This window comes from Prevotella sp. oral taxon 299 str. F0039 (assembly GCF_000163055.2).
In the GTDB taxonomy this organism is placed as follows: Bacteria; Bacteroidota; Bacteroidia; order Bacteroidales; family Bacteroidaceae; genus Prevotella.
Window position 1 is genome coordinate 1,127,852 of the sequence record NC_022111.1, and the last position, 24,687, is coordinate 1,152,538.

Genomic DNA, 24,687 nt, shown 5'->3' on the forward strand with positions numbered 1-24,687 from the left:
AGCACCGACATTACACCCCAATAGCAATCCTTTTAGTTGCCAATAGCAACGCTTTTTCCTGTCTACCTCAAAGAGCCTATACTCAAAGCAGTGAGCCAACATCACAAAGCAGTGCAACAAGCATTAAAAGAAAGCATATTTTTTGCCGTTTCATTCTATTTTTCTATTTTTGCATGAGTAAAGTAAAACGAATTTCAAAGCAACTCAACTGCTCGAAAGAAAAACGATAAGATTAAATCAATTTAGAGATGAAACAATTACTCAAGCGTCTTTTTCCTGCCACCATGTGGACGTCAACAGCCTGCTTCTACGCTGCCGTTACCTTCATTAAAATAATGCTTTTCAACATTATATGGTGCTATCAAACCACTTTCACGGCTTTTTCTTATCCCGAAACCTATATCAACACCATTTTGTTAACTTTCATTTTGGTGGGTCCCTACATCCTTGCACGAAGTAATCGAATACAACTTTTGGTACTCTTGCTCATCGATGCTGCCCTTGTTTGTAACTTGATGTATAGCCGAACCTATAACTCTATCATTCCTTTAGATAGCTATGCTCTGGCAGGAAACCTGTCGGACTTTATGCCGAGCGTTGTAGATTCGATGCGATGGATAGATATTCTCTTTCCACTAACAACCATCGGGGCAATTATTTTCAGGACTTCACGAGGAAAAGAAAAGTACAAAAAAGAACGTTTCAATCGTGTTTATGGCGCATGGACCTTGTTTTTCGCTTGCATCTCAATGCTATTTGTCGTTACAAAGGGCGGTTTAACAAAGGCTTTCAACAATTTGCAAGACGCCAACCACTACACCTGCACGGTGCCTATGTACACCATTAGCGGTTGTTTGTTGAACGAAGCACTTCAAAGTAAGGAGCAGTTTACACCTGAAATGCAAAAGGAAATTGACGATTGGTTTGCTCAACAGCCCGACTTTTTGCCTCAAACCGACTGCCTAAGGCAACGCACCAACGTGGTGGTTATCTTGTGCGAGTCGCTCGAAAGCTGGGTTTTGGAGCGCAAAGTGGAGGGAAAAGAACTCACACCGCACATCAATCAACTTTTAAAAGATTCTACCACGCTCTACGCTCCCCATGTTCTTACACAGGTAAAGGGCGGAAGAAGCATCGACTGCCAATTGCTTTTAAACGCTGGTATGTTGCCCATTGCCAATGGTTGCTATGCTGTTCTCTACCCCAACAACAACTTTTATACCCTTACCAAGGCGGTTACTGAGGGCAACGAACGCAACGCTACGCTCTTAACTGTCGACAAAGAGGTGACTTGGAACCAAGGAATGGTGGCTAAAGCCTTTGGTATTGGCACAATATTGAGTAAAGATAGCTGGGTGTTAGACGAGAAAGTGGGCTCGAGAAAGAAGCTGGGTGACGTTTCGTTTATGAAACAATCGGTAGAGAAAATCAAACAAAACGTGATTCGAATGAACCCCAACAACAACTATCTTCAATTCGTAACCTACTCGGGTCACAATCCTTTTAAACTACCTGAAGCACTCCAACAAATTCAACTAAAGGGCGATTATCCTGAAAGAATGCGTGACTATATGATCATGGCGAACTACACAGACAAGGCTATTGGAATTATTGTAGACTACTTAAAGAGTAGACCCGACTACGAAAATACGCTTGTTGTGATTACAGGAGACCACGAAGGACTTGCTGCCGATCGTGCTTCTCTATGTCAATCTTCCGCTGGTAAGGGCGTTGTTTCGCCACAGCAGTTCACCCCTTTCATCGTTCTTAACTCGCCAAAGGGAATACGTTATAACGAGGTGATGGGTCAAATAGATATGTATCCCACCATTTTAAGCCTGCTTCAAGTGAACAACTACGCTTGGAAAGGAATGGGACAAACGATATTCGACTCACGAAAAGCACCCCTTGCAATAAGTCCTAACGGCGAAGTAGTGGGCAACACCAAGGGCGTTTCGGCACAAGAAATCAGTCGACTAAAACGTGCTTGGCACATCTCCGACTTGATGTTGCGCTTCAATAAAATGCCTTCGCAAAAGAAATAGGACGGAATAAAAGCAAAGAAAGAAAAGTATAAATCAATAAAAATCTCTATCACTCTCCCCAAATGTTTGAGGAAGTGGTAGAGATTCTTTTGTAATATAGATCATAAAAATAGGGGAACAAAATTGCTCCCCTATTTATTTTAAATCTTAAACTCCCATTGACTGAGTAATATCTATGCGCAAACCAAGAGCATTAATCAAGCGAAAGAACAAGCCAACACTTGGCTCTATCACTCCATTTTCAATCTTAGAGATATAAGACTTTGTTGTTCCTACACGCTGAGCAAGCTCACTTTGTGTTACTTTAGCGTCCTTACGTGCTTGCAAAAGTATTTGTGCTGCATAAAAAGCCTTGGCTTCTTCTTCGAATTTAGTACGCTCTTCTGTACCTATTGCACCATATTCCTCATCTAAATATTGGTCAAAATCTCTGACTATTGTTTTGTTTTTCTGCATAATATTCATTCTTTATTCGTAAAGCTTTATCTATTTCTCCCTTTGGAGTCTTCTGCTTTTTTTTCTGAAAGCCATTGAACAACACTACAATATTGCCCTCATCGAAGATAAAGAAGACTCTATAATCCAGAAATAAATCTCAAGAATTTTAAACGCTTTTGAATCTCAAGACCAAGAAATGAGAATGCAATCATTAATGAAAAAACCATTACCCATTGTACATAACATGATAATGGTGAGCCAAAAACAAATAGTGATGCGATCTTTATTGCTATAGTTCCTATCAATAAATGATTGATATAGTACTGAAGTGAGTACTTCCCAAAATAGGAAAGCATTCTACCACATTTGCTTTTTTCATTGATATACAAGCAAACAAAAGCAAACATCACTGTTCCAAACAGCTTTCCTATGAACAAACTCTCAGGAATAATAAAATAAGTTACAATAAATAACAAACAAAATCCTATTGTAAACAGCATTTGATATCTACATATAAACGGCTTTATATCAGAATAATGCCTACGAATATATATGCCTCCAATAAAAAATGGGGTATAATTAAAGAACCGATTTGCCGACATTGGTAAGTCAAGAAAGATAAAACTTACACAAATACATATTGCAGAAAGCATGAAATAACCATACTTAAACTGAAAGAATCTAACCACTATCATTATTAACAGCAAAACATATAGAAACCAATATGTACCACCTGTGAATAAAGATATAACAGATTCCTTCAACGAATAAGTTCCTGAAAAGGTGTAACTCGACAGGAATACATGTATAAGTACAACAATAGCCCAATATGCAACATAAGGAATAAGAAGCCTATTTAGCTTCTTATTTAAGAAATTCTTCCAACTTATAGACTCCGAAAACAAGAAACCACTTGCAACAAAGAACATTGCCATCTGAGGAGCACGTATGATATAGCAAGCAAAGGAATTGTAACAAAGACTCTGATCTATACAAGATGGAAGCGAATGTCCCATTACAACTAAGAGAATTGCAATTCCTTTTAATAATGTAAGCTCGTGATAATATTCTTTATTTCCCATTTTTTCTTAGGTCTATAAATGTTTGATATGATTAACTTTTGTCGCAAGTTTCTTGATAAAGAGATATAATTGAGCAAGACAAAGAGCCTAGTCTTAAGCTAAGAGCTATATTGAAACAGGGATAACTATCTCCGCTTTAATTGTATATCGTTATTCAATGCGTTCGTATTACGATTCTGCTCCTAACTTTTTGAGCCACTTTCCGCCCACCATACATGCCACTCCGATGATGATAAAGGGCACACTTAGCAACTGACCCATATTGAAAAGCATTCCCGACTCAAAGCTCACCTGCACCTCTTTGGTGTATTCTATAAAGAAACGGAAGGTGAAAATGAGGGTTAAACACAAGCCAAAGAAGAAGCCCGAACCCACTTTTTGAGGCTTATTCTTATAGAAATACCAGCCAACGAAAAAGAAGATAGCATAAGCAATCGCCTCATATAGCTGACCAGGGTGACGTGGTTGCATGTCAACACGCTCAAAGATAAACGCCCAAGGTACATCGGTTACGTTACCAATAATTTCTGAATTCATCAAATTACCTAAGCGAATGAAACACGCTGTCACTGGTGTTGCGATGGCAATGTTATCGAGTACACGCCAAAGATTAACGTGAGTGCGTTTGTAATACAAGTAGAGTGCAATCATTAAACCCAGCGTTCCGCCATGAGACGCTAAGCCTTCGTAACCCGTAAAGTGCATACCTCCACCAGGTAAGAACTTTATTGGCACTAAAATCTCAACGACATGCTGAAACGAACTCAAGAAATAATCGGGCTGATAAAATAGACAATGACCTAAACGTGCGCCCAACAAGATGCCAAAGAAGCAATAAAGAAAGAGCGGATCGAAGTATTCTTCCTTGATTTTTTGGTCGTCATAGAGCTTTTTTACGATGAGATAAGCGAATAAAAGACCAAGAAGCCAGCACAAAGAGTACCATCTAATGGCTAAAGAACCAATTCTAAACAACTCTATGTTGGGGTTCCAAACAATGTAAAGGATAGTGTTTAGCATAATAATTTGATATTAAAGGGCATTTTGTTTTGCACCCGTTGATATATAAATAAAAAGAGCATAGCCTCTCAACATGTCGCTTTGGACTGTAAAAGACGCTATGCTTATAAGTTAGTTGCGTTACACGTTAAATCTAAAGTGCATAATATCGCCATCTTGCACCACATATTCTTTGCCTTCAATACCTAGCTTTCCTGCCTCACGCACAGCTGCTTCAGAGCCGTATTGAATGTAATCTGCATACTTAATGACCTCTGCACGGATGAAACCTTTCTCGAAATCGGTATGGATAACGCCTGCACATTGAGGAGCTTTCCAGCCCTTTTGGTAAGTCCAAGCCTTCACTTCCATCTCTCCAGCAGTGATAAATGTTTCCAAATTCAATAGCGAATAAGCCTTTTTAATCAATCTATTCACTCCCGATTCAGTCAAACCAAGCTCTTCAAGGAACATTTGTTTGTCTTCATAACTATCTAATGAGGCGATATCCTCTTCGGTTTTAGCAGCGATAACCAATACCTCTGCACCTTCAGTAGTTGCTATTTCTGCTATTTTTTGAGTGAACTCATTACCCTCTTTCGCTGCTGTTTCGTCTACGTTACAAACGTATAGCACAGGTTTAGAAGTGAGAAGAAATAAGTCGTGTGCTGCTTGTATCTCTTCTTTGCTTTCGAATTGCACCGTTCTTGCATTGAGTCCCTTTTCAAGAACCTCTTTATAAGCTTGCAAAACAGTAACCATCACCTTAGCATCTTTATTTCCTGCGGCTGCAATCTTTTGTTCTTTAGCCAAACGATTGTCGACCGTTTCGAGATCTTTCAATTGAAGTTCGGTATCAATAATCTCTTTATCACGCACAGGATCAATGGTTTCGTCTACGTGTGTAATGTTTTCGTCTTCAAAACAACGAAGAACATGGATAATTGCATCTGTCTCTCTGATGTTACCTAAGAACTTATTACCAAGTCCTTCGCCTTTAGATGCACCCTTAACAAGTCCTGCAATGTCTACAATTTCGCATGTTGCAGGAACTATTCTGCCTGGATGGACAATCTCTGCAAGCTTTGTTAGTCGTTCATCTGGAACGGTAATAACACCTACATTGGGTTCAATTGTGCAGAAAGGGAAGTTTGCTGCTTGCGCTTTTGCGCTCGATAAACAGTTAAAAAGAGTTGACTTACCTACGTTTGGAAGTCCAACTATACCGCATTTTAATGACATCTAATTCTTATTTATTATTTTCTTTTGCCTACAAAGTTAGCGTAAAAAGGAGAGTTTTCAAAGAGAAAGAACCATTGTTTTTTGTTTTTTATCACTCCGAGACGTTGTTGTGGGCTATAAGTTGCTGTTCTCTTTGGTTTTCATTTAGTTGTGTTGAATAAAAAAATCGCACTTTCTTGTGTTTCAAAGATCGTGCGATGCTATAACAAATTTGGTTTTATTGTTGTTGTGTTACTATCTTATTTAATCATTTTAAGCAAGTAAGCGCATTTCTCGGGGTTACCAAGTGTCTTGCCTTTGTCGTTCGAAAGCTTCACACAGTCGTGCCATTCACGATTCTCTGTGATGCGACATTGGGTTAATTTCACCACAATATTCATCGCATTAGCATTCTCTACATCGCAGGTTAAGAATGTTCCTATACCATAGCTGTCTTGCATTCTGCCGTCGACATACTTGTGAATTTCAATTGCTCGTTTAATGTTCAACCCGTTACTAAACACCACTTGTTTGGTTTGAGGATTGATTCCTAGTTGCTTATATTTTGAGATAATCTTTTCAACTTGATCTTCTTCCACACCACTATCTACACGTAAGCCCGTGAACATCATTGCCATACGCTTCGAAAGGTTGTTAAAGAACACCTTATCGCCAAAGCAATCGTAGAGATAAATGCCGTTGTCTCCGTCGTAAACGTCGCTAAATTTGCGCATTACATTAAAGTTACATTCGAACACTCCGCTCACATTTTCTTCAAATTCGATAATTTGATGACTCATTGTTCCAATGGGGGTGAGTTGATGTTTCATAGCAAAGTAGACATTACTTGTGCCCACCAGTTTGCCACTCCATGCGTGAAAGCCCTCCGAGTCGGTCGTTCCTTTCTCTTGATACACCTCTTTCAACACACGAACCACCATGTCGTGATGTGCAAACGACAAGCGTCTTCGGGTGCCCATATCGCTCAATACCAAGCCATTCGACAAAATTTCTATCGCCTTTTCTCGTGCTCTTTGCTCTTCTCTTTGGGCATCATAGCGTTCAATATCGCCCAAAAGGGTGTGCATCAATTCTGAAATAATGGTTAAGATGGGCATCTCCCACATAATGGTAGAATACCACTTGCCTCTAATAGAGATAGCAAGATGTCCTTCTTCGTCTTGACTTACACTCACTTCACTAGGGTTAAAGCGATAGCCTCGCAAGAAAGTAAAGAACCACTTAGGCAGATAATACATCTTTTCTTCCATAAAATGTATTTCTTCTTCGGTAATAACCACGTTGGGCATCAAGGCTATTTGCTCTTGAACCAGTTGGTCGAAACCTTTTGGATACACAGTTTTATTTCTGTCGAAGAAAGTATATTCTACTTCAGCACGAGGGTATTTTTGAAGTACATAATACTGACAACTGAAGGTATAGGCATCGTTGTCGGTGAAATGTTGAATGATTTGATTCATAATAAGTTTCTTAAGTGAGTGAAGAAAGCAATGCTTTTACACTGCAATGTTGATGCTTTTAGCGTGCAATATCAGTGACATTGGCACTCAATAGCATTGATATTAGAAACGCAAAAGTACTATTAAATTTTCAGAACGCTCTCGTTTTAACAGAAAAATACTATCTTTGTTCCTAATAATACAAAAATAAACCTCTTTTATATGCAAATACTTTTGTCGTGTGCTAAAGACATGATTGCCCAAACCGAGTGCGCAAAAATTCAACAAACTGAACCCCTCTTTCTTCAACAAGCCATTGATAATGCTCGTGAAATGGCTGCTTATTCGGCAGAAGAGCTGTCGAGTATGCTCAAAATCAACGCTCAACTGGGTGCAATCAACAAAATGCGCTACAACAATTTCATGCTCCCTCAAACCACGCTCCCAGCGGTTTTGGCTTATTCGGGCATTGCATATAAATATTTAAATGCGCAGTCGTTTTCTAAAAAACAGATGAATTTCGCTCAAAAACACCTGTGGATCACCTCGTTTTTATATGGTCTTTTGCGCCCATGCGACGGCATTCAGAACTACCGACTCGAGGGAAATGTGGTGCTACCCAATAACAATATGTCGATGTTCGACTTTTGGAAACCTCTGCTTACCGATTGTTTAATCGACTCTGTGAAGCAAGACGACAGCATACTTGTGTATCTTGCCAGTGCCGAAATGAAACGTTTGTTCGACTGGAAGAGGGTTACTAAGGAGATAAAAGTTATTCAACCTGATTTTATGGTGCACAAAGACGGAAAGCTAAAAAGCATTGTTGTGTATGCAAAGATGTGCCGAGGAACGATGACTAGATACATCATTGAGAACGAATGCAAGCATATCGACCAATTAAAAGACTTCGATTTTGAAGGTTTCGAGTTTCATTCTGAAGATAAAAAAGCAGGTAAACTGCTCTTCACACTCGGTTAATTGCAAACGAAGTGCTCGTCTTTACCTCAACACGCCCGCCTCTTTTGTTGGTGGGTTGTGTGCTAAATAATCCAACTTAATGATGCTCTTTTGTGGAAAAGCTTTATTTAAAAGATCAGGAAAAGGGTCAAACAATAGCTTTCAATAGGCTTCATTGGATGCCATAACACACCTATATATATTCCTTTCTCTTTAAACTTGTGTTTAGTTTTATTTATTAATATTAAATATATGTATAAAAAATAAACCTTTATAAATCATTATATATATTTGCATTGATAAACCTAAACGGCTAAACAATCAATAGCTATACAATAAAACAAAGCCCTCTCGATATCTTTTATCGAGGTCTTATGTTCGAACAGAGCATTAATAAATCTATAAATAAATGAAAACAGGAAAAATTTTCCCAGTAAGTGTTTTTCTATCTTGCTGCTGTTTAGAAGCATTTGCAAGTACACCTGCCAACTCTACTCATCTTTTAGGTAGAAGTTCAATGGATCTTAGCCCAAATGTAACAGCTTTAGAGAACCGAGAAGCACAACAGTCTAACAGTGATGTTAAGGTAACAGGAAGAGTTGTAGACGAAGCAGGCGAGCCTGTTATTGGTGCAACCATTCGCATAAAAGGCGCAAAAGCTGCTACCAATGGTGCCATAACAGATGCAGATGGCAAGTTCTCGTTAACCATTCCTAAAGGTGCAACCCTTTTAGTGAGCTACATTGGTATGGTAACTCAAGAGGTGAAACACGCAGGAAGTGGCAGTTTAAACATTGTTTTAAAAAGCAATGCACTAACAATAGACCAAGTGGTGGTGACGGCATTGGGTATTAAACGTGCAGAAAAAGCATTGAGCTATAACGTGCAAAAGGTGTCGGCCGAAGAGCTTACACGCAACAAAGACGCCAACTTTGTTAACTCGCTAGTGGGCAAGGTGGCTGGTGTTCAAATCAATACAGGTGCAGGTGGAGCCGGAAGTGCTGTGCGTGTGGTGATGCGTGGCACAAAGTCTATCGAAAAAAGCAACAACGTTTTGTATGTAATAGATGGTGTTCCGATGTATAATCACTCTTTTGGTGGAGGCGAAGGAACCTACTCAACACCGATGGGTTCGGAGAGTTCGGCCGACATAAACCCCGAAGATATTGAGAGTGTAAACATGTTAACAGGTCCATCGGCTGCGGCTTTATATGGTAGCGACGCTGCCAATGGTGTTGTGATTATTAACACCAAGCGTGGAAGTAAAGACAAAACAACGGTTACGGTGAGCAATAGTAGCACGTTTTCGCATGCTACCTTCTTGCCAAAAACTCAAAACAGCTATGGCACAAGCTCGGGTTTAATGAGCTGGGGAAGCCAACAAAACGGCAATTTCGACATTGCTAAATTTTTCAACACAGGCTCTAACATCATTAATTCGGTGTCGCTATCAACTGGCAATAGCAAAAATCAAACCTATATATCGGTTTCTACTACAAACGCAAAAGGCATTGTTTTAGAAAACACTTATTCACGTTATAATTTCACAGCACGCAACACAACATCGTTTCTTAACGATAAATTATTGTTAGATTTTGGTGCAAACTATATCGTTCAGAAAGATGCCAACATGGTTTCGCAGGGTAAATACAACAACCCTTTGCCTGCTTTGTATTTATTTCCACGAGGAGATAACTTCGATGAAGTTCGCAATTTCGAGCGTTGGGACCCTATTTTGGGCTATATGACACAATATTGGCCCTATGGAGAAGGGGTGCACTCGTTGCAAAATCCTTATTGGGTTCAAAAGCGAATGACACGCACTACAGACAAACATCGCTATATGTTGAATGCTTCTTTAAAATGGAATGTGCTCGATTGGCTAAATGTTGTTGGACGTGTTAGAGTGGATAACTCAGAATATCGTTTGTTAAATAAGAATTATGCTTCGACTCTTTTAACCATTTCGGATGCGAATGGAGGCTACGGAGACCAAACACAACACGACCGAACAATATATGGTGATGTGATGGTTAACATCAACAAACGTTTTGGAGAGGATTATAATCTCACGGCGAACATTGGTACTTCGATTAAAGATCAAATGTTTGAGTCAGCAGGAGGAACAGGTAATTTGTTGCTACCAAACTTCTTTGCGATGAACAACATTAACTATTCGAATAAGTATAAAACCATTCAAGAGGGCTGGCACGACCAAACTCAATCGATATTTGGATCGGTGGAACTGGGCTATAAAGATATGCTTTACTTAACAGTTACAGGCAGAAACGACTGGGCTTCGCAGTTAGCTTATTCTGATCAGCCGTCGTTCTTCTATCCTTCAGTGGGCGTTTCGGCTGTAATTTCTAACATGGTTAAGCTTCCTAAGTGGATTACTTTTGTAAAAATGCGTGCCTCTTATTCTGATGTTGCTTCGGCTTTTGATCGTTTCTTGTCTAATCCAAGCTATCATTTCAATAACCAAACCCATTTGTGGGAGAAGTCGAATATCGCTCCATTAGAACACATGAAACCCGAGAACACACGCTCGTGGGAACTTGGATTGAACTCTAAATTTTTAAATAACACCATCAATTTAGATGTAACCCTATATCGCTCGAACACCTATAACCAAACAATTTATGGCAAAACAAGTACATCTTCGTTGTATTCTGAACAAATTGTGCAAAGCGGAAACGTACAAAACCAAGGTATAGAGCTAACGTTGGGCTATCGTAACACATTCGGAAAAATTGGCGTTGCATCGACTCTCACCTACACATTAAACCAAAATAGAATTAAAGAATTATCAAAAGCAAGCGTCAATAGCGAGGGTATTCCTGAAATTCAAAAAGCCTATTTGGGTGCAAGCTCTGTTGCTCCACAAGTTATTCTACGTGAAGGTGGCACCATGAGCGATATCTATATCAAGCACGAATTGAAGAGAGATCCTAATGGAAACATTGCTATCGATCCTTCTTCGGGCAATTTAAGTATGCAAGAAACAGGCTTGAGAAAGGCTGGAAGATTAGCTCCTAACTACAATATGGGCTGGAACAACTCTATTTCTTATCAAGGACTTACACTTGGTTTTGTTGTTTCTGCACGTGTTGGTGGATTGGTTTACTCGGCAACACAGGGCATTTTAGACTATTATGGAGGATCGCAAGCCTCTGCAGATGCACGCAACAATGGCGGTGTTCCTATTAATTATGGAAAGATTGATGCTAAGAAATACTATCAAACAATATCTACAGCAGAAGGAGGTTACGGTACTTATTACTTATATAGTGCCACCAATGTTCGCCTTCAAGAATTGAGTTTGAGCTATGATTTTCCTAAGAAATGGTTCCATAATAAGTTGAATTTATCTGTAGGACTACTTGCACGAAACCTTTGGATGATATATTGTAAAGCTCCATTCGATCCCGAATTGTCAGCTTCAACAAGTAGTAACTTCTATCAAGGGGTAGACTATTTTATGCAACCTTCTACTCGAAACATTGGTTTTAATGTTAAAGTTCAATTCTAAAACAACAAAGATTCTTATGAAAAATATAAGTAAAATAATAGCACTCTTTCTCTTTACACTTGGCGTTAGTGCGTGCACAGACAACTTTGAAGAGTATAACACGAACAAATATGCAGTGTATAAAGGTGTACCTTCTGTGCTTCTTCCTGCAATGATGGAGCCTTTGATGTTTGTTCAGCAAAACAATTCGCAGATGATAGACCAAATGGTGGGTGCATTAGGCGGTTATATGACCTGCTCGAACCGATGGGGTGGACAAAACTTCGATACCTTTAATCCTTCGGAAGGATGGAATGCTATTCCGTTTAACACTCCCTTTAAAGGACTTGTGAACCTTTATAGCATAGAAGAAGCCACTAACAAATCGGGACATTTCTGGGCTATGGCAACTCTATTAAAGGCTGCTGTGCTTATGAGAGTGTGCGATTGTTATGGCCCAATACCATATAGTAGTATTGCAAATGGCAAATTCAACACTGCTTATGAGTCGGTAGAAGATGTTTATGCACACATCATTTCCGACCTAACATCGGCAGCTAACACATTATATCAATATAGCAAACAATATCCTTCATCACGTCCTTTGGCGGCAAACGATTTGCTTTACGAAGGTGATTACAGCAAATGGGCACGCTTAGCCAACTCTATTGCACTGCGTGCAGCAGTGAGAATTGGCGACAAAACAGCTGCAGAACAAATATGTATGAGCCCTGCTGGATTGATAGATGCTAACCAATATAATGCTTTAATGTCGCCTGGAGTGCAAGGAAACCCATATCAATTGGCCTCAACAGGCTGGGGAGATCTTCGTGCAAGTTCGTCTATTGTCGATTATATGAATGGCTATAACGACCCCCGTCGTGATGCTTATTTCACCACATCGGCATTCGATCACACTCGTTATATTGGCATGCGCACTGGCGAAGCCGCTTTCCAAAAGCAAGATGTAGCAAACTATTCGTTGCCAAAATTTCAAACAACATCACCCCTTCCCATTTGTGTTGCTGCCGAAGTGGCCTTCTTAAAAGCAGAATGCGCATTGAAAGGGTGGAACGTTGGTGGAACTGCTGAGGCGTTTTATAAAGAAGGAATAAAACTTTCTATGGAACAACATGGCGTAGATGCCAATGCAACACAAGCCTATATCAATAACAACACGGCAACACCCGACGGACATTCGAACGACCCTCGTGGATCAAAATATAACTATCAACGCAACACAAAGGTTAAAATTCAATGGGATGCTGATGGTAACAATCAAAACTTAGAACGCATTATCACACAAAAATGGATTGCAATGTACCCCATGGGACTCGAAGCATGGGCTGAATATCGACGCACAGGATTCCCTGAATTGGCTCCTTCGATCAACAATTTAAATTCTCAAGTGATAACAAATACGATGCGAGGAATGCGCCGTTTGCACTATCCTGACACAGAAAAAGACTTGAATAAGCAAAACTATCAAAATGCAATAAAATTGTTGAATGGTGAAGATAACGAGGCTACAGACTTGCCTTGGGCTAAAAAAAACTAAACATTGGTATTATTAAAAACAACCAAAATGTTGGTAGTTTTATCTAATCATTCCTATTTATAAACGAATAACATTATATATTATGCATAATATTTTTAAAGCACTATCATTGTTTGGCTGCTCTATAGTGGCGTTTGCGTGTAGTGATTGGACTGATGCAGAGGCAGTTCAAATGACAAAATATTCTAATACAGAGATTGCAAAGAAAGAAACCTACTACCAAGCACTAAGAGAATGGAAGGCAACCAAGCACTCTATATCGTTCGGTTGGTTTGGAGGTTGGAGCAATCCAGGCGCTTCTACAACCAATATGTTGGCAGGTCTTCCCGATTCTATCGATGTTGTTTCGCTCTGGGACAACTCCACTAACTTATCAGAAGGACAAAAAAAAGATCTCGAGTTCGTTCAAAAAGTAAAGGGAACAAAGGTTCTATTCTGTAGCTTTACATCGTATGTGGGACAACATGCAACGCCAAAGGAACACGATATCGACGAAACCACTCGAAATAAGTTCTGGGGTTGGGAAGATGGCGACACCAAAAAGCAAGAAGAGGCCGTTCGAAAATATGCCAATGCCATTGTAGACACGCTCAACAAATATAACTATGATGGATTTGATATCGACTTCGAACCAAACTATGGCTATGGAGGAAAGCTGGCAAGTAATAACGATTTGATGCATATCTTCATCACCGAGCTGGCTAAAAGCATAGGACCCAAGTCACCACATCCCGAGAAATTGCTCCTTGTAGATGGCGAACCACAAACCTTAAACGCAGAAACAGCACCTTATATCAGCTATTATGTGATACAAGCCTACTTTGCTAAAGAGGGCAATTTGGATGGCCGTTTACAAACAGGTATAAACAAATTTAAATCGGTTATGACTGAAGAAGAAATCACAAATCGTTATATAATGACCGAAAACTTAGAGAGTGCCATCGATTGTTTAAATGGTGGCTATCCTTTTTCTACACGTGATGGACGCTCAACTCCTTATCGTTCATTAGAAGGTTTTGCTCGTTGGCAACCAATAAACGGCTATATGAAAGGCGGATTTGGAGCCTATCACATCGACGGCGAAGCAGTAAACACACCTGCTTATAAATACCTACGACGTGCCATTCAGGCTCAAAACCCAGCAGTGAGATAATAAAATAAAACCTTATGATGGGCTCCTTGTTCTGCTTTGGCAACAAAAAAAACAGCTCATATCATTTAAAATAAATTTTAAAAGATTTTTTATGAAACTAATTCGATACATGCTTTTATGTAACCTGATATTGTTTATATCATGCAATGATGCAGATTACAAAACGCTAAACAATAGTGCTTTCATCAACGAGAGCCGTACTTCATCGAGTACAAAAGTTATTATCAACGACGATGGTGCAACAACCGAAATAACTCCATGCCTCTCTACAATAGCAACACACGATTGCAAGCTTAAACTTGTGGTAGATACTGCCTTGCTAAATCAATATAACGAACAGCAAGGAACAAGCTATATAACACTTCCCGACAGCACCTTCACAATGCCTTCAGAGGTTGTTATCCCTAAAGGACAATACTCTGTCGACCCTGTAAAGATTAACATTAAGCCTTTAACACAAGCTATGATAGGCGAAAGCTATGCCATTCCCATTCGTCTTATTAGCGAAAACAGCGACATTCCTGCAATGTCTAAAACGGGTTCGTTCGTCATTACAACCGAAGCAATTGTCACTTCATCACTTCCTCAGTTCACTGGTGCACCGATGTTAGAGGCTGCAATGCCTAAGGGAGACGAAACATTTAACGAATATACCATAGAAGTTAAGTTCCAAGTGAGTGACACTGGCGACCGAGATCGTGCCGTTTTTGTTAACAGCGGACCTGGAGAAACTAACTTTGTGTTGCTTCGTTTCGAAGATCCTCAAAGCGACAATGGAGGACATAAGGCGCACTCTTTAGTGCAAATTGTGGGTAGAAACCGCATTTATATGAATCCTTCTTTCTCTTTCGAGCCAAATAAATGGCAACACTTGGCACTCACTTGCGATGGTTCTCACTATCGTTTGTATATCAATGGTGCCTTTGCTGGTGTTAAAGATATCCCTGCTGGTAGCACCACCTTTAAACAATTTAAATGGTTTACCAAAGGAGATGATCCTTATAGCCGTTGGGGAAACTGCAAAATTCTAATCACCGAAGCCCGTGTTTGGTCGGTTTGTCGCACCGAAACACAAATACAAAAGAGTCAATCAACAGTAAGTCCGAAAGCAAAAGGCTTAGAAGCTTATTGGAGATTTAATGAAGGAACGGGCAATGTGTTCCACGATGCAACAGGAAAAGGACACACCATCACCACAACTCAAACACCAACTTGGGTTGAAGGAATAAAGTCAATAGATGAACATACCGATTGGAAATAAAACAAAAAGTTATGAAACACAAATATAACCTACTTCAAATAGGTGGCTATGCCATAGCAGGCCTACTACTATTATGTGGTTGCCACAGCGAAAACAACACTGCAGAAGACGAGTGGACTGCCACTTATGTTTATCTGCAACGGTTAGATTATTTAACTCCATCACCCAAAACCTTCTACATTAACCATTCTGAAGAAGGTCTTTCAGGAGAAGTTAACATGCCTTTTGTGGCTAAAACACAAAAGCCAACCAGCAAAGATGTGCATGTAAACATCGAACTTCGTGATGCCAACGCATCTAATATAGGATTGGAGCTACAAGACAACAAGGGTAAAAAAATCGATGTTTCACAAATTGTTATCAAAGCAGGCGAGCAACATTCCGACACCTTTCGCATTGTAGCAACAAACCTTAGCGAGCTAAAAACAAACGAGCAAAAGGTTAGTTTATCGTTCGATGTAGCCCTAAAAAGCATCGAAACAACGCAACCCAACACACTCATTTCACCCATGACAACGCTCAACAATCTCACAGCAAAGGTTGAAAAAGGAGCCTTGCAATCTATGATAATGGGCGAACCAAAGGTGAATGACGTGTTAGATCGTGACTCTTGGACTATTACATTGAGTGAAGGAGCCGAAAATTCTAGTGCTAATTTAATTGATGGAAACTATTCGACAGATGTTGCACGCAGTGGACAAGGATTCACAATAACGATAGATCTTGGTAGTATCAAAACCATAACGGGTGTTAACACCACCTCTTGGGCATGGACAACCAATCACTATGCCCCCCAAGAAGTGGAGGTTGCCGTTTCGAAAGACAATGTAACATGGAAATCGTTGGGCACAATTCAAACAAGTGGAGGCTATCAAAACATCACACTTTTAAGCAGTCCTAAGGCCCGTTATCTAAAATATAGCATATTAAAGATGCCCGCAACAGGCCGTGTAAGTATTCTAGAATTCTATCTCTTTGGTACAGACTAAAAACTAATAAGGCCAATGTTGCTTTTGCTTTAAACGCAAAATAAACTCGGTTTTTATTTTAAAACATCAATAAAACAGCCATAGGGTGCATTCGTTCATTCGAGTGCACCCTATGTTTTACTAAGCTTTTACACAGCCTTTGTGCTCCTCTTGGATAAATGCGCACCACCAAAGCCTCACAACACCCCTTTATATATAATAGATGTAGTCCTTTATTGCATGGACTTTGCAACGAAAATACATATTAAACTTAACTTTTTTTATAGCCCCAAAGTAACAATTGTTACTCTTGGGGTTTTCTTTTAGATCTAATTTTGCACCCAACAAGATTAAATTATACAAAAAGATTATGGAAAATAAGATGTTTTGTTTCCAATGTCAGGAAACAGCTAAGGGTGTGGCTTGCACCATTAAAGGAGTTTGTGGCAAAGAAGCTTCAACCTCAAACTATATGGATTTACTTTTAGGAGTTGTGAGAGGCGTCTCTACTATCGAGCATCTTTTGCGTCAAAACAATGTTCAAAGCGTTGAAGGAGTAGACAGCTTCGTTATCGACTCGTTGTTCTGTACCATCACAAATGCTAACTTCGACGATGCATCTATTTTGCGCAGAGTAGACAAAGGTGTGGCACTTAAAAAGCAATTATTGGCTATCGCTTCTCAAAACAATATTCAGCTTCCCGACTATCAAGAAGTTACTTGGGGCGGAGAGAAAGCTGATTATGATGCAGAAAGCTTGAGAGAGAATATTCTTCGCAATGAAAACGAAGACCTTCGCTCGTTAAAAGAGCTAACTGTTCTTGGCTTAAAAGGTATGGCTGCCTATGCAGAACACGCTGGAAGACTTGGTTATGCCGACCAAGAGGTGAACAACTTTATACACAAAGCATTGGCAACCATCGCCGATCCTAATGCAGATATGAACACATTACTAAATATTGTGCTCGAAACTGGTAGCAAAGGCGTTAGCGCAATGGCTGTTCTCGACAAGGCAAACACCACTTCTTATGGTAATCCTGAAATCACAAAGGTGAACATTGGCGTTGGTAAAAACCCTGGAATCCTTATCAGTGGACACGATTTACACGATATTGAAGAGCTATTAAAACAAACAGAAGGCACTGGAGTAGACGTTTATACACACGGAGAGATGCTCCCTGCACACTATTATCCACAACTAAAGAAATACAAACACCTTGTTGGTAACTACGGAAACGCATGGTGGAAGCAAAGAGAAGAGTTCGCTGCATTCAACGGACCTATTATCTTTACTACCAACTGTATCGTTCCTCCAACAGCAAGAGACAATTATCGTGATCGTGTTTTCACTCTTAACTCTACTGGTTTCCCTGGTTGGAAGCACATCGAAGCAGACGAAAACGGACACAAAGACTTCTCTGAAGTAATCGAGTTGGCGAAGACTTGCGATGCTCCTACAGAGATTGAAACTGGCGAAATCATTGGAGGTTTCGCACACAATCAGGTATTTGCACTTGCAGACAAAATCGTTGAAGCTGTGAAGAGCGGTGCTATTCGTAAGTTTGTAGTGATGGGTGGATGCGACGGAAGAATGAAGAGTCGTGACTACTACACTGAGTTTGCAAAACAATTGCCTCAAGATGTGGTGATACTAACATCTGGTTGCGCTAAATTTAAATACAATAAACTAAATCTTGGAGATATAAATGGCATACCAAGAGTGCTCGATGCAGGTCAATGTAACGACTCTTACACATGGGCTGTGGTAGCTCTTAAGTTGAAAGAGATATTCGGTGCAGCCGATATCAACGACCTTCCATTGGCATTCAATATTGCGTGGTATGAACAAAAAGCCGTTATTGTTCTCCTTGCACTATTAAGCTTAGGCGTTAAGAACATTCACATTGGTCCTACTCTTCCTGCTTTCGTTTCGCCAGCAGTACTCAAAGTACTTGTAGAACAATTCGGATTAGGAGGTATTACAACAGTAGAAGAAGACCTTCAGAAGATGATTGGATAATAAAAAAAGTAGAAAAGCTTACTTATAATTCATTCGTAAACATTGTTTTCAATATAAATAAAACAATAATTGTATTTCATACAACACAAAAAGCAATCATTAAAATAAAAACAATGTATCAATATTAGGAGATGAAAACAATAAGTTTTTGTCTCCTTTTTTTTAATCCAACTCAACTGCAACACATCATTAGCCATCAAAATCTTTTTATATCATTTCATCGTCTTATTTTTTTTATTTCCAATAACATTGATATAGTCTTCAATAATCATTGCTTTTATATAATAAAAGTAATCTTATTACTATCCAAAAGTAGTGCATTTGTTGAAAACCTTGCTAATAACTACATGATAACTGCATTAAAACTTTCTTAAAACTACATAATAACTGCCCAATTATCAACAATAGATAACATTCTAAAAATCAAAAGTTTATATCCACAGAGTTATCTAAACTTTATCCACTATTTATCGACATACATCATGTATTCGTAATGATTGCTTTTGAATAGCTATGTAAAATGCTTGTCAATAATGTTAATAACTCTACAAAACATTGACTATCAAAATGCAATTATACAACTTAACACAATTAAAAATATGGATAACTTGTATCAAAAAGCATCGTTTTTTATTCTTTTTCAACACTTATCCATAATATCAACAAGCCATTATAGTAATCATCATTTATCTATTATTTATAAAAAAGATAAGAAGAATAAAGAAGATAATAAATGAAGACGAAAAAAAGAAGCCCCCTAAAGCAATATAAAAGCAAAAGAAAAATAGAAAAGAAAAGCATCAAAAAGCAATATGTAATAATGAGAAAATGAAAGAATTAAAAATATTTTGATCGTTCATCAAATTTATTTATATTTGCAATGATTTATCTATGATCGCCTAATAATGCAAGAAAACCTTGATAAAAACATAGAAAAACTATTTAAAGAAACCTATCCTATGCTCTTTTGTTATGCACAAAAGATTGTGGGGTATGATGATGCTGAGGACGTATTAGAAGAAGTTTTCTTGGATATTTGTAAACGCAAAGATTTTATTGAAATAGGAGATAAAATCAATTCTTTTTTATTTCGAGCTGTATATACTAGGTGTATTAATATTTTACATAGGCGAAATTCTGTTCATGGATATATTAAATTGATTGAAGAAGTGCACCAACGCCAATTGGATATGCTCGAAGACGATCATAATAAAATAATTATTGAGAAACTTGAAAACAATGAATTGGGTTATATTCTTAAAAAGAAAATAGAAGAATTGCCCGAAAAATGCCGAGAAAGTTTCAAAATGAGCTATATCTATAATATGAGAAATGAAGATATAGCCGATGTGTTAGATGTATCTATTAGAACAGTAGAATCGCACATTTATCATGCTCTTAAAATATTAAGAAACGAACTAAAGCAATTAAAAAAATAGTTCGAAGTATAAAAAAATCTTTTTTTGTTCAGTATATTTTATTCTAGAAATGTTTATATAATAGCAATCGACCTATTATATAAACCTAAACTATGTATAAAAAGGACATTAATGAACGAATAGAATGTTGTTAGAGCATAAAAAACTACTCTATCTTTTGTCTATAACTAAAAAAAATAGGCAGTCGACACTCTCATTCAAAAAACGAATAACCAACATAAACAATACTATTATGAAACTTATAAAATTAATAGGATTAACCTTTGTATCCTTATTATTAACAAATGGAGTAAAAGCCCAGCAACCTTATAATGGCTGTTGGCACCCTAATGACATTAGAAATTGGAGTCCTCAAAACGACCCTAATGCCAAATTCAATCGAAGTAGAGTGCCTTTGGCAAAGCGTTTTAGAGAGCCAATGTCAATGAAAGCCAACCCAAACCAATACTATGAAGGTCAAGTTTGCAACGCAACTATATTGTATCCCATGTGTAGTTTGTGCCCCTCTCAAGGTGCAAACAACTTTATTGGCTACCAACCCACCTACTGGCAATACATGGATAAGATGGTATATTGGGCAGGAGCAGCTAACGAAGGAATTATCAATATACCCCCTTGCGGTTCTACCGATGCAGCACATCAAAGCGGAGTGAAGATGTTAGGTAACATATTCTTCCCACCTTCAGCTTATGGCGGACAACGTATTTGGGTGCAACAAATGCTTACTAAGCAAGATGGGAAATACATTTATGCAAAGAAACTATTTGAAATAGCTAAATACTTTGGTTTCGATGGTTGGTTTATCAACGAAGAAACAGGAGGCGGAAGTATCGACCAATGGGTTGAATTTATCAGACAATTCAACGAATATGCAGATGCTGAAGGTTATAAAGACATGGAAATTCAGTGGTATCAAGCACATTCAGGACCTAATACACGAATTCTTAATGCTCACAAAAACACCTCACACTTCCTCGATTATGGTAGAGTAGGTGATTATCGTCACATGGCATCAACACTTAATTGTACTGAAGAAGAAACCATGCAAAAGATATATGGTGGAATAGAAGCCGTGCAACAAGGAATGACAGGCTATGGAAATCAGTTGAGAAATGTTTTTAAACGAGACAAACATGTAGGCTCTGTGGCTCTATTCTGCCCCGAAGAACACATTTGGAAAGATGTAGTGAGACGTCTTCTCGACACTCCTCAAGATAATGGAGAAGAAGCTTATAGAGCAACTACTAAGGTGTTTGAAAACGAAAGAACTGTTTGGGTAAATAGAAGTGGTAATCCTGCAGATATGTCAAATGGTGGAATGCAATTCAGTTCATGGCCAGGTATATCAGGATGTTTACTCGAACGCTCATCAATCACCTCTCTTCCCTTTACAACTTCATTCTGCGTGGGCGTGGGAAAACATCGTTTTGTGAAAGGCGAAAAGCGCAATACACAAGATTGGTACCACTCTGGAACACAAAGTATAATGCCAACATGGCGTTATTGGATTGAAAATGGAACCCAATTAAAAGTTAGTCTTGATTGGGACGATGCCTATAACTTTGGAAACAGCATTAAAATAGCAGGATTATTAACACAAGGAAACCACCTTATGCGTTTGTATAAAACACAAATTGGTATCACCAATGGCGGTAAATTCAAACTTGTGTATAAAACAAATAAAGAGAATTCTGTTCATGTTAAGTTAGGAACTCAAAGTAATATAACAGAAGGTTTAGAACAATTAAATAATGTAAACAGAACCAATGTAAATGGTTGGACTGTTGATGAATACGACTTGTCGACCTTTAACAACAAAACAATCTATATGATTGCGCTCGACTTAAATACCGATAGCGAACTTTCTAACTACGAATTAAAGTTAGGCGAGCTATCAATGTTGCCCGCTTCTTATCAGCCTAAGGCAATGAATGTGTCGAACTTAACCAACGGAACAACCTTAACAGAAGAGGGTGGCGACCTTCGTTTAACATGGGATTGGGATAATAATACCGACTTCGATCACTTTGATGTTTATACTGTAAACGACAATGGTAGCCAACATCTTGTTGGACAAACACGTGGCGAAGGTTTCTATGTACCTAAATTTAACCGCAATGGTAGCGACCAAGCCCTTAATGTGCGTTTAGTTCCTGTGATGAAAGATGGCTCTGAAAGCAATGTTCAAGAACTAAAAGTGAACTATCCTAAGCTCACCGAGCCTGTGATAACCATTAAAACCAATAATAGCTACGTTAAAAAAGGCGACATTGTAAAGCTAACAGCAAAAGGAACAGGCGACCCTACATCGTGGAAATGGACTCTTCCTGCATCGTTAGAACCTGTAAGTGGAGCATCTTTAACCGAGTCTTATATCACTGTTAAAGCCTTAGAAGAAGGAGCACAGAAAGTGAAAGTAGAAGCAACCAATGTTATTGGCACTGGATCAACAGAACAAGTGGTGTTTGATGTGTTGAATGAAGCCGACATTAACGATGTTAAAAACGTGGCATTAAAGAAGAGCGTTAGTAGATTTAGCGGCTCGGCAAGTGACAGCGAAACACCTATTAATATTATAGATGGTGTTGAAAAGCCAACTGATATTCATAAAAAATGGTGTAACATTGCCAGCAACCACGAATGTGTTATCGACCTTATGGGTACCTATCGCTTATATGCTTTCAAAATATTCGATTGTAAATCAGGTCCTGAACGTGCCGAAAACTTCAATAACTATCGCATCTCTGTGAGCGAAGACAATGAACATTGGACTGTTGTTGTTGACGAAAAGAATCGCTTAAACGACGATGTTAAAATAGATTATATCACTCCTTGCAAAGCACGTTATGTGAAGTTGAATCCTTATTCTGAAAAAGGTATGACCCTAAGAATATGGGAATTCGAGGTGATGGGAGCCGACTTGAGTAAAATGGCTATCGAAACACCCGACCAAGTGATTCTAAATGCAGGCGAACAACGCAATGTAGAGGTGAAATATATGTTGAATGGAGATGAACGTTCATCACAATTTAACTGCGAGGTAACTCCTTATAAAGGCGATGTAACCATCACCAATGTGCAACACAATGCCGAAACATCAACTATTAGTTTCACTATCACTGCATCAACAAAGATAGGTAATTCTAAAGTGAAGGTGCTTGTGCGCAACGGAAACATCACTAAAGAGCGCATTTTCAATGTTATTGTAGACGATCCAAATGCAAAGAACGTATTAAAAGGCGTGAAAGCTGAGGTGAGAAAATATTCTACTAACTACAACAGCAACGAAACTTACAGCACATACGAAAACGAAATGCTAACAGATGGCGACCTTTCTAAGTCTGCTTTCGGTGGTGATATTTACGATTTCTCTAAATTCAACCAAGACCTTTGGAGCGTGTTCGAAGCAAAAGATACATGGGATATTTCAAAGGTTAAGATAACAATTGACAATAAGAATAAGGGTAAAAACGATAATGAAGAAGAGGGATTGGTTTATAAAAACATCGACCTCATGATTAGTAGTAATGGTAACGACTGGGAAACTGTCTATACTTTCAAAGATATCAAAGAAGAATCTACCCTTCAATACATTCTTCCTCGTGCTAAGAAGGTGAAATATTTTGCAGTGGTTGCAACCCTTCATCCTCTTTTCTATCCATCTATCACCGAGGTAGAAGCATTCGAACAAACAGGAAAAGCAGCCTCAGAGGTAGTTCCTCTCAAGATAGAAAATGGATTTAATGCCGATGTTATTGCCGAAGATAAGCCTGTTAGCACTTATACCAATGTTGCATTAGATTATGATGGTTGGGTGTTCTATAATTCAAAAGTTAGACCTGAAGGTGCACTTTGTGACGAATCGGGCACCATTATCTCTGCAGCAGGCAACGAATATCAATTAGCCGACTTTGATAAGAGCAATGCTTTGGTTCTACAAAATACATTATTCTTTCCTAAACTCACCTTCGAAACACCTCAATATGGTAGCGAACTTTATCTATTAGTGCTTTCTACAGGTGGAAGAGGTGGTATGATGGTAGTTCCATATTATGAAGATGAAACCACAGGTAGTACTGAAAACTTTGGAATTGACGACTGGAGTATGGCAGGAGTTGATGTTGCTAAAGAGGGATTGGGCAAAATAAAGAGAGAAAATCGCAATGAATTTAAGGATGGCGACTACTCTAATAAACTACAATTTAAAGTGGTTGAACACAAAATAAATATCAATCCTGAAAAGCGCATCAAGGCTATTAAGGTGCGAAACACCAAACCTGGAACAACAGCTACCCTTCTTGCAGCCTCTATTAAAACAGCTATTCCAACAGGAATAAGCAATGTAAATAATGATAACGAAGCACAAGTGGTTGGCATCTACACTATAGATGGTTTGCGTTTAACCGCTCCTGTTAAGGGAATCAACATCTTGAAGCTATCTAATGGCACTATGAAAAAAGTTTTTATTAAATAGTTTTTCTTGCTTAAAAAGCAGAAGTGTGGCTCTTCGAGATGAAGGGCTGCACTTTATTTCATTATAGGTTGAGTAAAATAAGAGCCTAAAAAAACAGC

Annotated in this window: 15 protein-coding genes and 1 pseudogene; 10 read left to right on the top strand and 6 right to left on the bottom strand. The window is 38.7% G+C overall.

From position 1 onward, the window contains the following. Positions 1-248 precede the first annotated feature (248 nt). Positions 249-2,045, top strand: a complete 1,797-nt coding sequence (locus HMPREF0669_RS07510; protein ID WP_009228080.1) for an LTA synthase family protein — start codon at positions 249-251, stop codon at positions 2,043-2,045. A 147-nt stretch (positions 2,046-2,192) separates the two neighbouring features. Here the strand turns inward: HMPREF0669_RS07510 and HMPREF0669_RS07515 are convergent, their stop codons facing one another. From HMPREF0669_RS07515 to pncB, 6 genes and pseudogenes are all read right to left on the bottom strand, one after another. Beyond that, complete coding sequence (locus tag HMPREF0669_RS07515; protein ID WP_009228079.1) at positions 2,193-2,501, bottom strand: helix-turn-helix domain-containing protein; 309 nt, start codon at positions 2,499-2,501, stop codon at positions 2,193-2,195. Continuing rightward, positions 2,467-2,625: pseudogene (locus HMPREF0669_RS10590) on the bottom strand (type II toxin-antitoxin system RelE/ParE family toxin); the annotation flags it as partial. The gene HMPREF0669_RS07515 and the pseudogene HMPREF0669_RS10590, both read right to left, overlap by 35 nt. Next, positions 2,621-3,565 carry an acyltransferase gene (locus HMPREF0669_RS07520; RefSeq protein ID WP_009228077.1) on the bottom strand — a complete coding sequence of 315 codons (945 nt, stop codon included), beginning with the start codon at positions 3,563-3,565 and terminating at the stop codon, positions 2,621-2,623. The gene HMPREF0669_RS07520 and the pseudogene HMPREF0669_RS10590, both read right to left, overlap by 5 nt. Positions 3,566-3,733: 168 nt before the next feature. After that, positions 3,734-4,585, bottom strand: coding sequence for a prolipoprotein diacylglyceryl transferase (gene lgt, locus HMPREF0669_RS07525; protein ID WP_009228076.1), 852 nt, complete (start codon positions 4,583-4,585; stop codon positions 3,734-3,736). Positions 4,586-4,705: 120 nt separating this feature from the next. After that, on the bottom strand, positions 4,706-5,806 hold the full coding sequence (gene ychF / locus HMPREF0669_RS07530) for a redox-regulated ATPase YchF (protein ID WP_009228075.1): 1,101 nt from the start codon (positions 5,804-5,806) through the stop codon (positions 4,706-4,708). A 239-nt stretch (positions 5,807-6,045) separates the two neighbouring features. Then, on the bottom strand, positions 6,046-7,266 hold the full coding sequence (gene pncB / locus HMPREF0669_RS07535; protein ID WP_009228074.1) for a nicotinate phosphoribosyltransferase: 1,221 nt from the start codon (positions 7,264-7,266) through the stop codon (positions 6,046-6,048). 201 nt (positions 7,267-7,467) lie between these two features. On the opposite strand from pncB, the gene HMPREF0669_RS07540 reads away from it, so the two are divergent. The 9 genes from HMPREF0669_RS07540 to HMPREF0669_RS07585 all read left to right on the top strand — a co-directional run bounded on the left by HMPREF0669_RS07540 (position 7,468) and on the right by HMPREF0669_RS07585 (position 24,589). Then, positions 7,468-8,226 carry a YaaA family protein gene (locus tag HMPREF0669_RS07540; RefSeq protein WP_009228073.1) on the top strand — a complete coding sequence of 253 codons (759 nt, stop codon included), beginning with the start codon at positions 7,468-7,470 and terminating at the stop codon, positions 8,224-8,226. Positions 8,227-8,614: 388 nt separating this feature from the next. Beyond that, on the top strand, positions 8,615-11,737 hold the full coding sequence (locus HMPREF0669_RS07545; protein ID WP_009228072.1) for a SusC/RagA family TonB-linked outer membrane protein: 3,123 nt from the start codon (positions 8,615-8,617) through the stop codon (positions 11,735-11,737). A 16-nt stretch (positions 11,738-11,753) separates the two neighbouring features. After that, entirely contained in the window at positions 11,754-13,274 is a 1,521-nt protein-coding gene (locus HMPREF0669_RS07550; protein WP_020967306.1) for a SusD/RagB family nutrient-binding outer membrane lipoprotein, read from the top strand. A gap of 82 nt (positions 13,275-13,356) precedes the next feature. After that, the gene (locus HMPREF0669_RS07555; RefSeq protein ID WP_009228070.1) at positions 13,357-14,427 is read left to right on the top strand and encodes a glycoside hydrolase family 18; all 1,071 of its coding nucleotides are present in this window, start codon (positions 13,357-13,359) and stop codon (positions 14,425-14,427) included. A 91-nt stretch (positions 14,428-14,518) separates the two neighbouring features. Continuing rightward, positions 14,519-15,688: a DUF1735 and LamG domain-containing protein gene (locus HMPREF0669_RS07560; RefSeq protein WP_009228069.1), complete on the top strand. Its 1,170-nt coding sequence runs from the start codon at positions 14,519-14,521 to the stop codon at positions 15,686-15,688. Between the two features lie 11 nt (positions 15,689-15,699). Further along, positions 15,700-16,677 carry a DUF4999 domain-containing protein gene (locus tag HMPREF0669_RS07565; RefSeq protein WP_009228068.1) on the top strand — a complete coding sequence of 326 codons (978 nt, stop codon included), beginning with the start codon at positions 15,700-15,702 and terminating at the stop codon, positions 16,675-16,677. A gap of 349 nt (positions 16,678-17,026) precedes the next feature. Beyond that, positions 17,027-18,676 (top strand): hydroxylamine reductase, encoded by a 1,650-nt coding sequence (gene hcp, locus HMPREF0669_RS07570; RefSeq protein ID WP_009228067.1) that lies wholly within the window; start codon positions 17,027-17,029, stop codon positions 18,674-18,676. Positions 18,677-19,581: 905 nt separating this feature from the next. Next, positions 19,582-20,115, top strand: coding sequence for an RNA polymerase sigma-70 factor (locus HMPREF0669_RS07580; protein WP_009228065.1), 534 nt, complete (start codon positions 19,582-19,584; stop codon positions 20,113-20,115). 232 nt (positions 20,116-20,347) lie between these two features. Then, positions 20,348-24,589 carry a discoidin domain-containing protein gene (locus HMPREF0669_RS07585; protein ID WP_044045669.1) on the top strand — a complete coding sequence of 1,414 codons (4,242 nt, stop codon included), beginning with the start codon at positions 20,348-20,350 and terminating at the stop codon, positions 24,587-24,589. Positions 24,590-24,687: the final 98 nt, after the last annotated feature.

Excerpts from the sequence above, each read along its gene's own strand:
- HMPREF0669_RS07510 (WP_009228080.1), top strand. The coding sequence starts at position 249 with ATGAAACAATTACTCAAGCGTCTTTTTCCTGCCACCATGTGGACGTCA.
- HMPREF0669_RS07515 (WP_009228079.1), bottom strand. The coding sequence starts at position 2,501 with ATGCAGAAAAACAAAACAATAGTCAGAGATTTTGACCAATATTTAGAT.
- HMPREF0669_RS07520 (WP_009228077.1), bottom strand. The coding sequence starts at position 3,565 with ATGGGAAATAAAGAATATTATCACGAGCTTACATTATTAAAAGGAATT.
- lgt (WP_009228076.1), bottom strand. The coding sequence starts at position 4,585 with ATGCTAAACACTATCCTTTACATTGTTTGGAACCCCAACATAGAGTTG.
- ychF (WP_009228075.1), bottom strand. The coding sequence starts at position 5,806 with ATGTCATTAAAATGCGGTATAGTTGGACTTCCAAACGTAGGTAAGTCA.
- pncB (WP_009228074.1), bottom strand. The coding sequence starts at position 7,266 with ATGAATCAAATCATTCAACATTTCACCGACAACGATGCCTATACCTTC.
- HMPREF0669_RS07540 (WP_009228073.1), top strand. The coding sequence starts at position 7,468 with ATGCAAATACTTTTGTCGTGTGCTAAAGACATGATTGCCCAAACCGAG.
- HMPREF0669_RS07545 (WP_009228072.1), top strand. The coding sequence starts at position 8,615 with ATGAAAACAGGAAAAATTTTCCCAGTAAGTGTTTTTCTATCTTGCTGC.
- HMPREF0669_RS07550 (WP_020967306.1), top strand. The coding sequence starts at position 11,754 with ATGAAAAATATAAGTAAAATAATAGCACTCTTTCTCTTTACACTTGGC.
- HMPREF0669_RS07555 (WP_009228070.1), top strand. The coding sequence starts at position 13,357 with ATGCATAATATTTTTAAAGCACTATCATTGTTTGGCTGCTCTATAGTG.
- HMPREF0669_RS07560 (WP_009228069.1), top strand. The coding sequence starts at position 14,519 with ATGAAACTAATTCGATACATGCTTTTATGTAACCTGATATTGTTTATA.
- HMPREF0669_RS07565 (WP_009228068.1), top strand. The coding sequence starts at position 15,700 with ATGAAACACAAATATAACCTACTTCAAATAGGTGGCTATGCCATAGCA.
- hcp (WP_009228067.1), top strand. The coding sequence starts at position 17,027 with ATGGAAAATAAGATGTTTTGTTTCCAATGTCAGGAAACAGCTAAGGGT.
- HMPREF0669_RS07580 (WP_009228065.1), top strand. The coding sequence starts at position 19,582 with ATGCAAGAAAACCTTGATAAAAACATAGAAAAACTATTTAAAGAAACC.
- HMPREF0669_RS07585 (WP_044045669.1), top strand. The coding sequence starts at position 20,348 with ATGAAACTTATAAAATTAATAGGATTAACCTTTGTATCCTTATTATTA.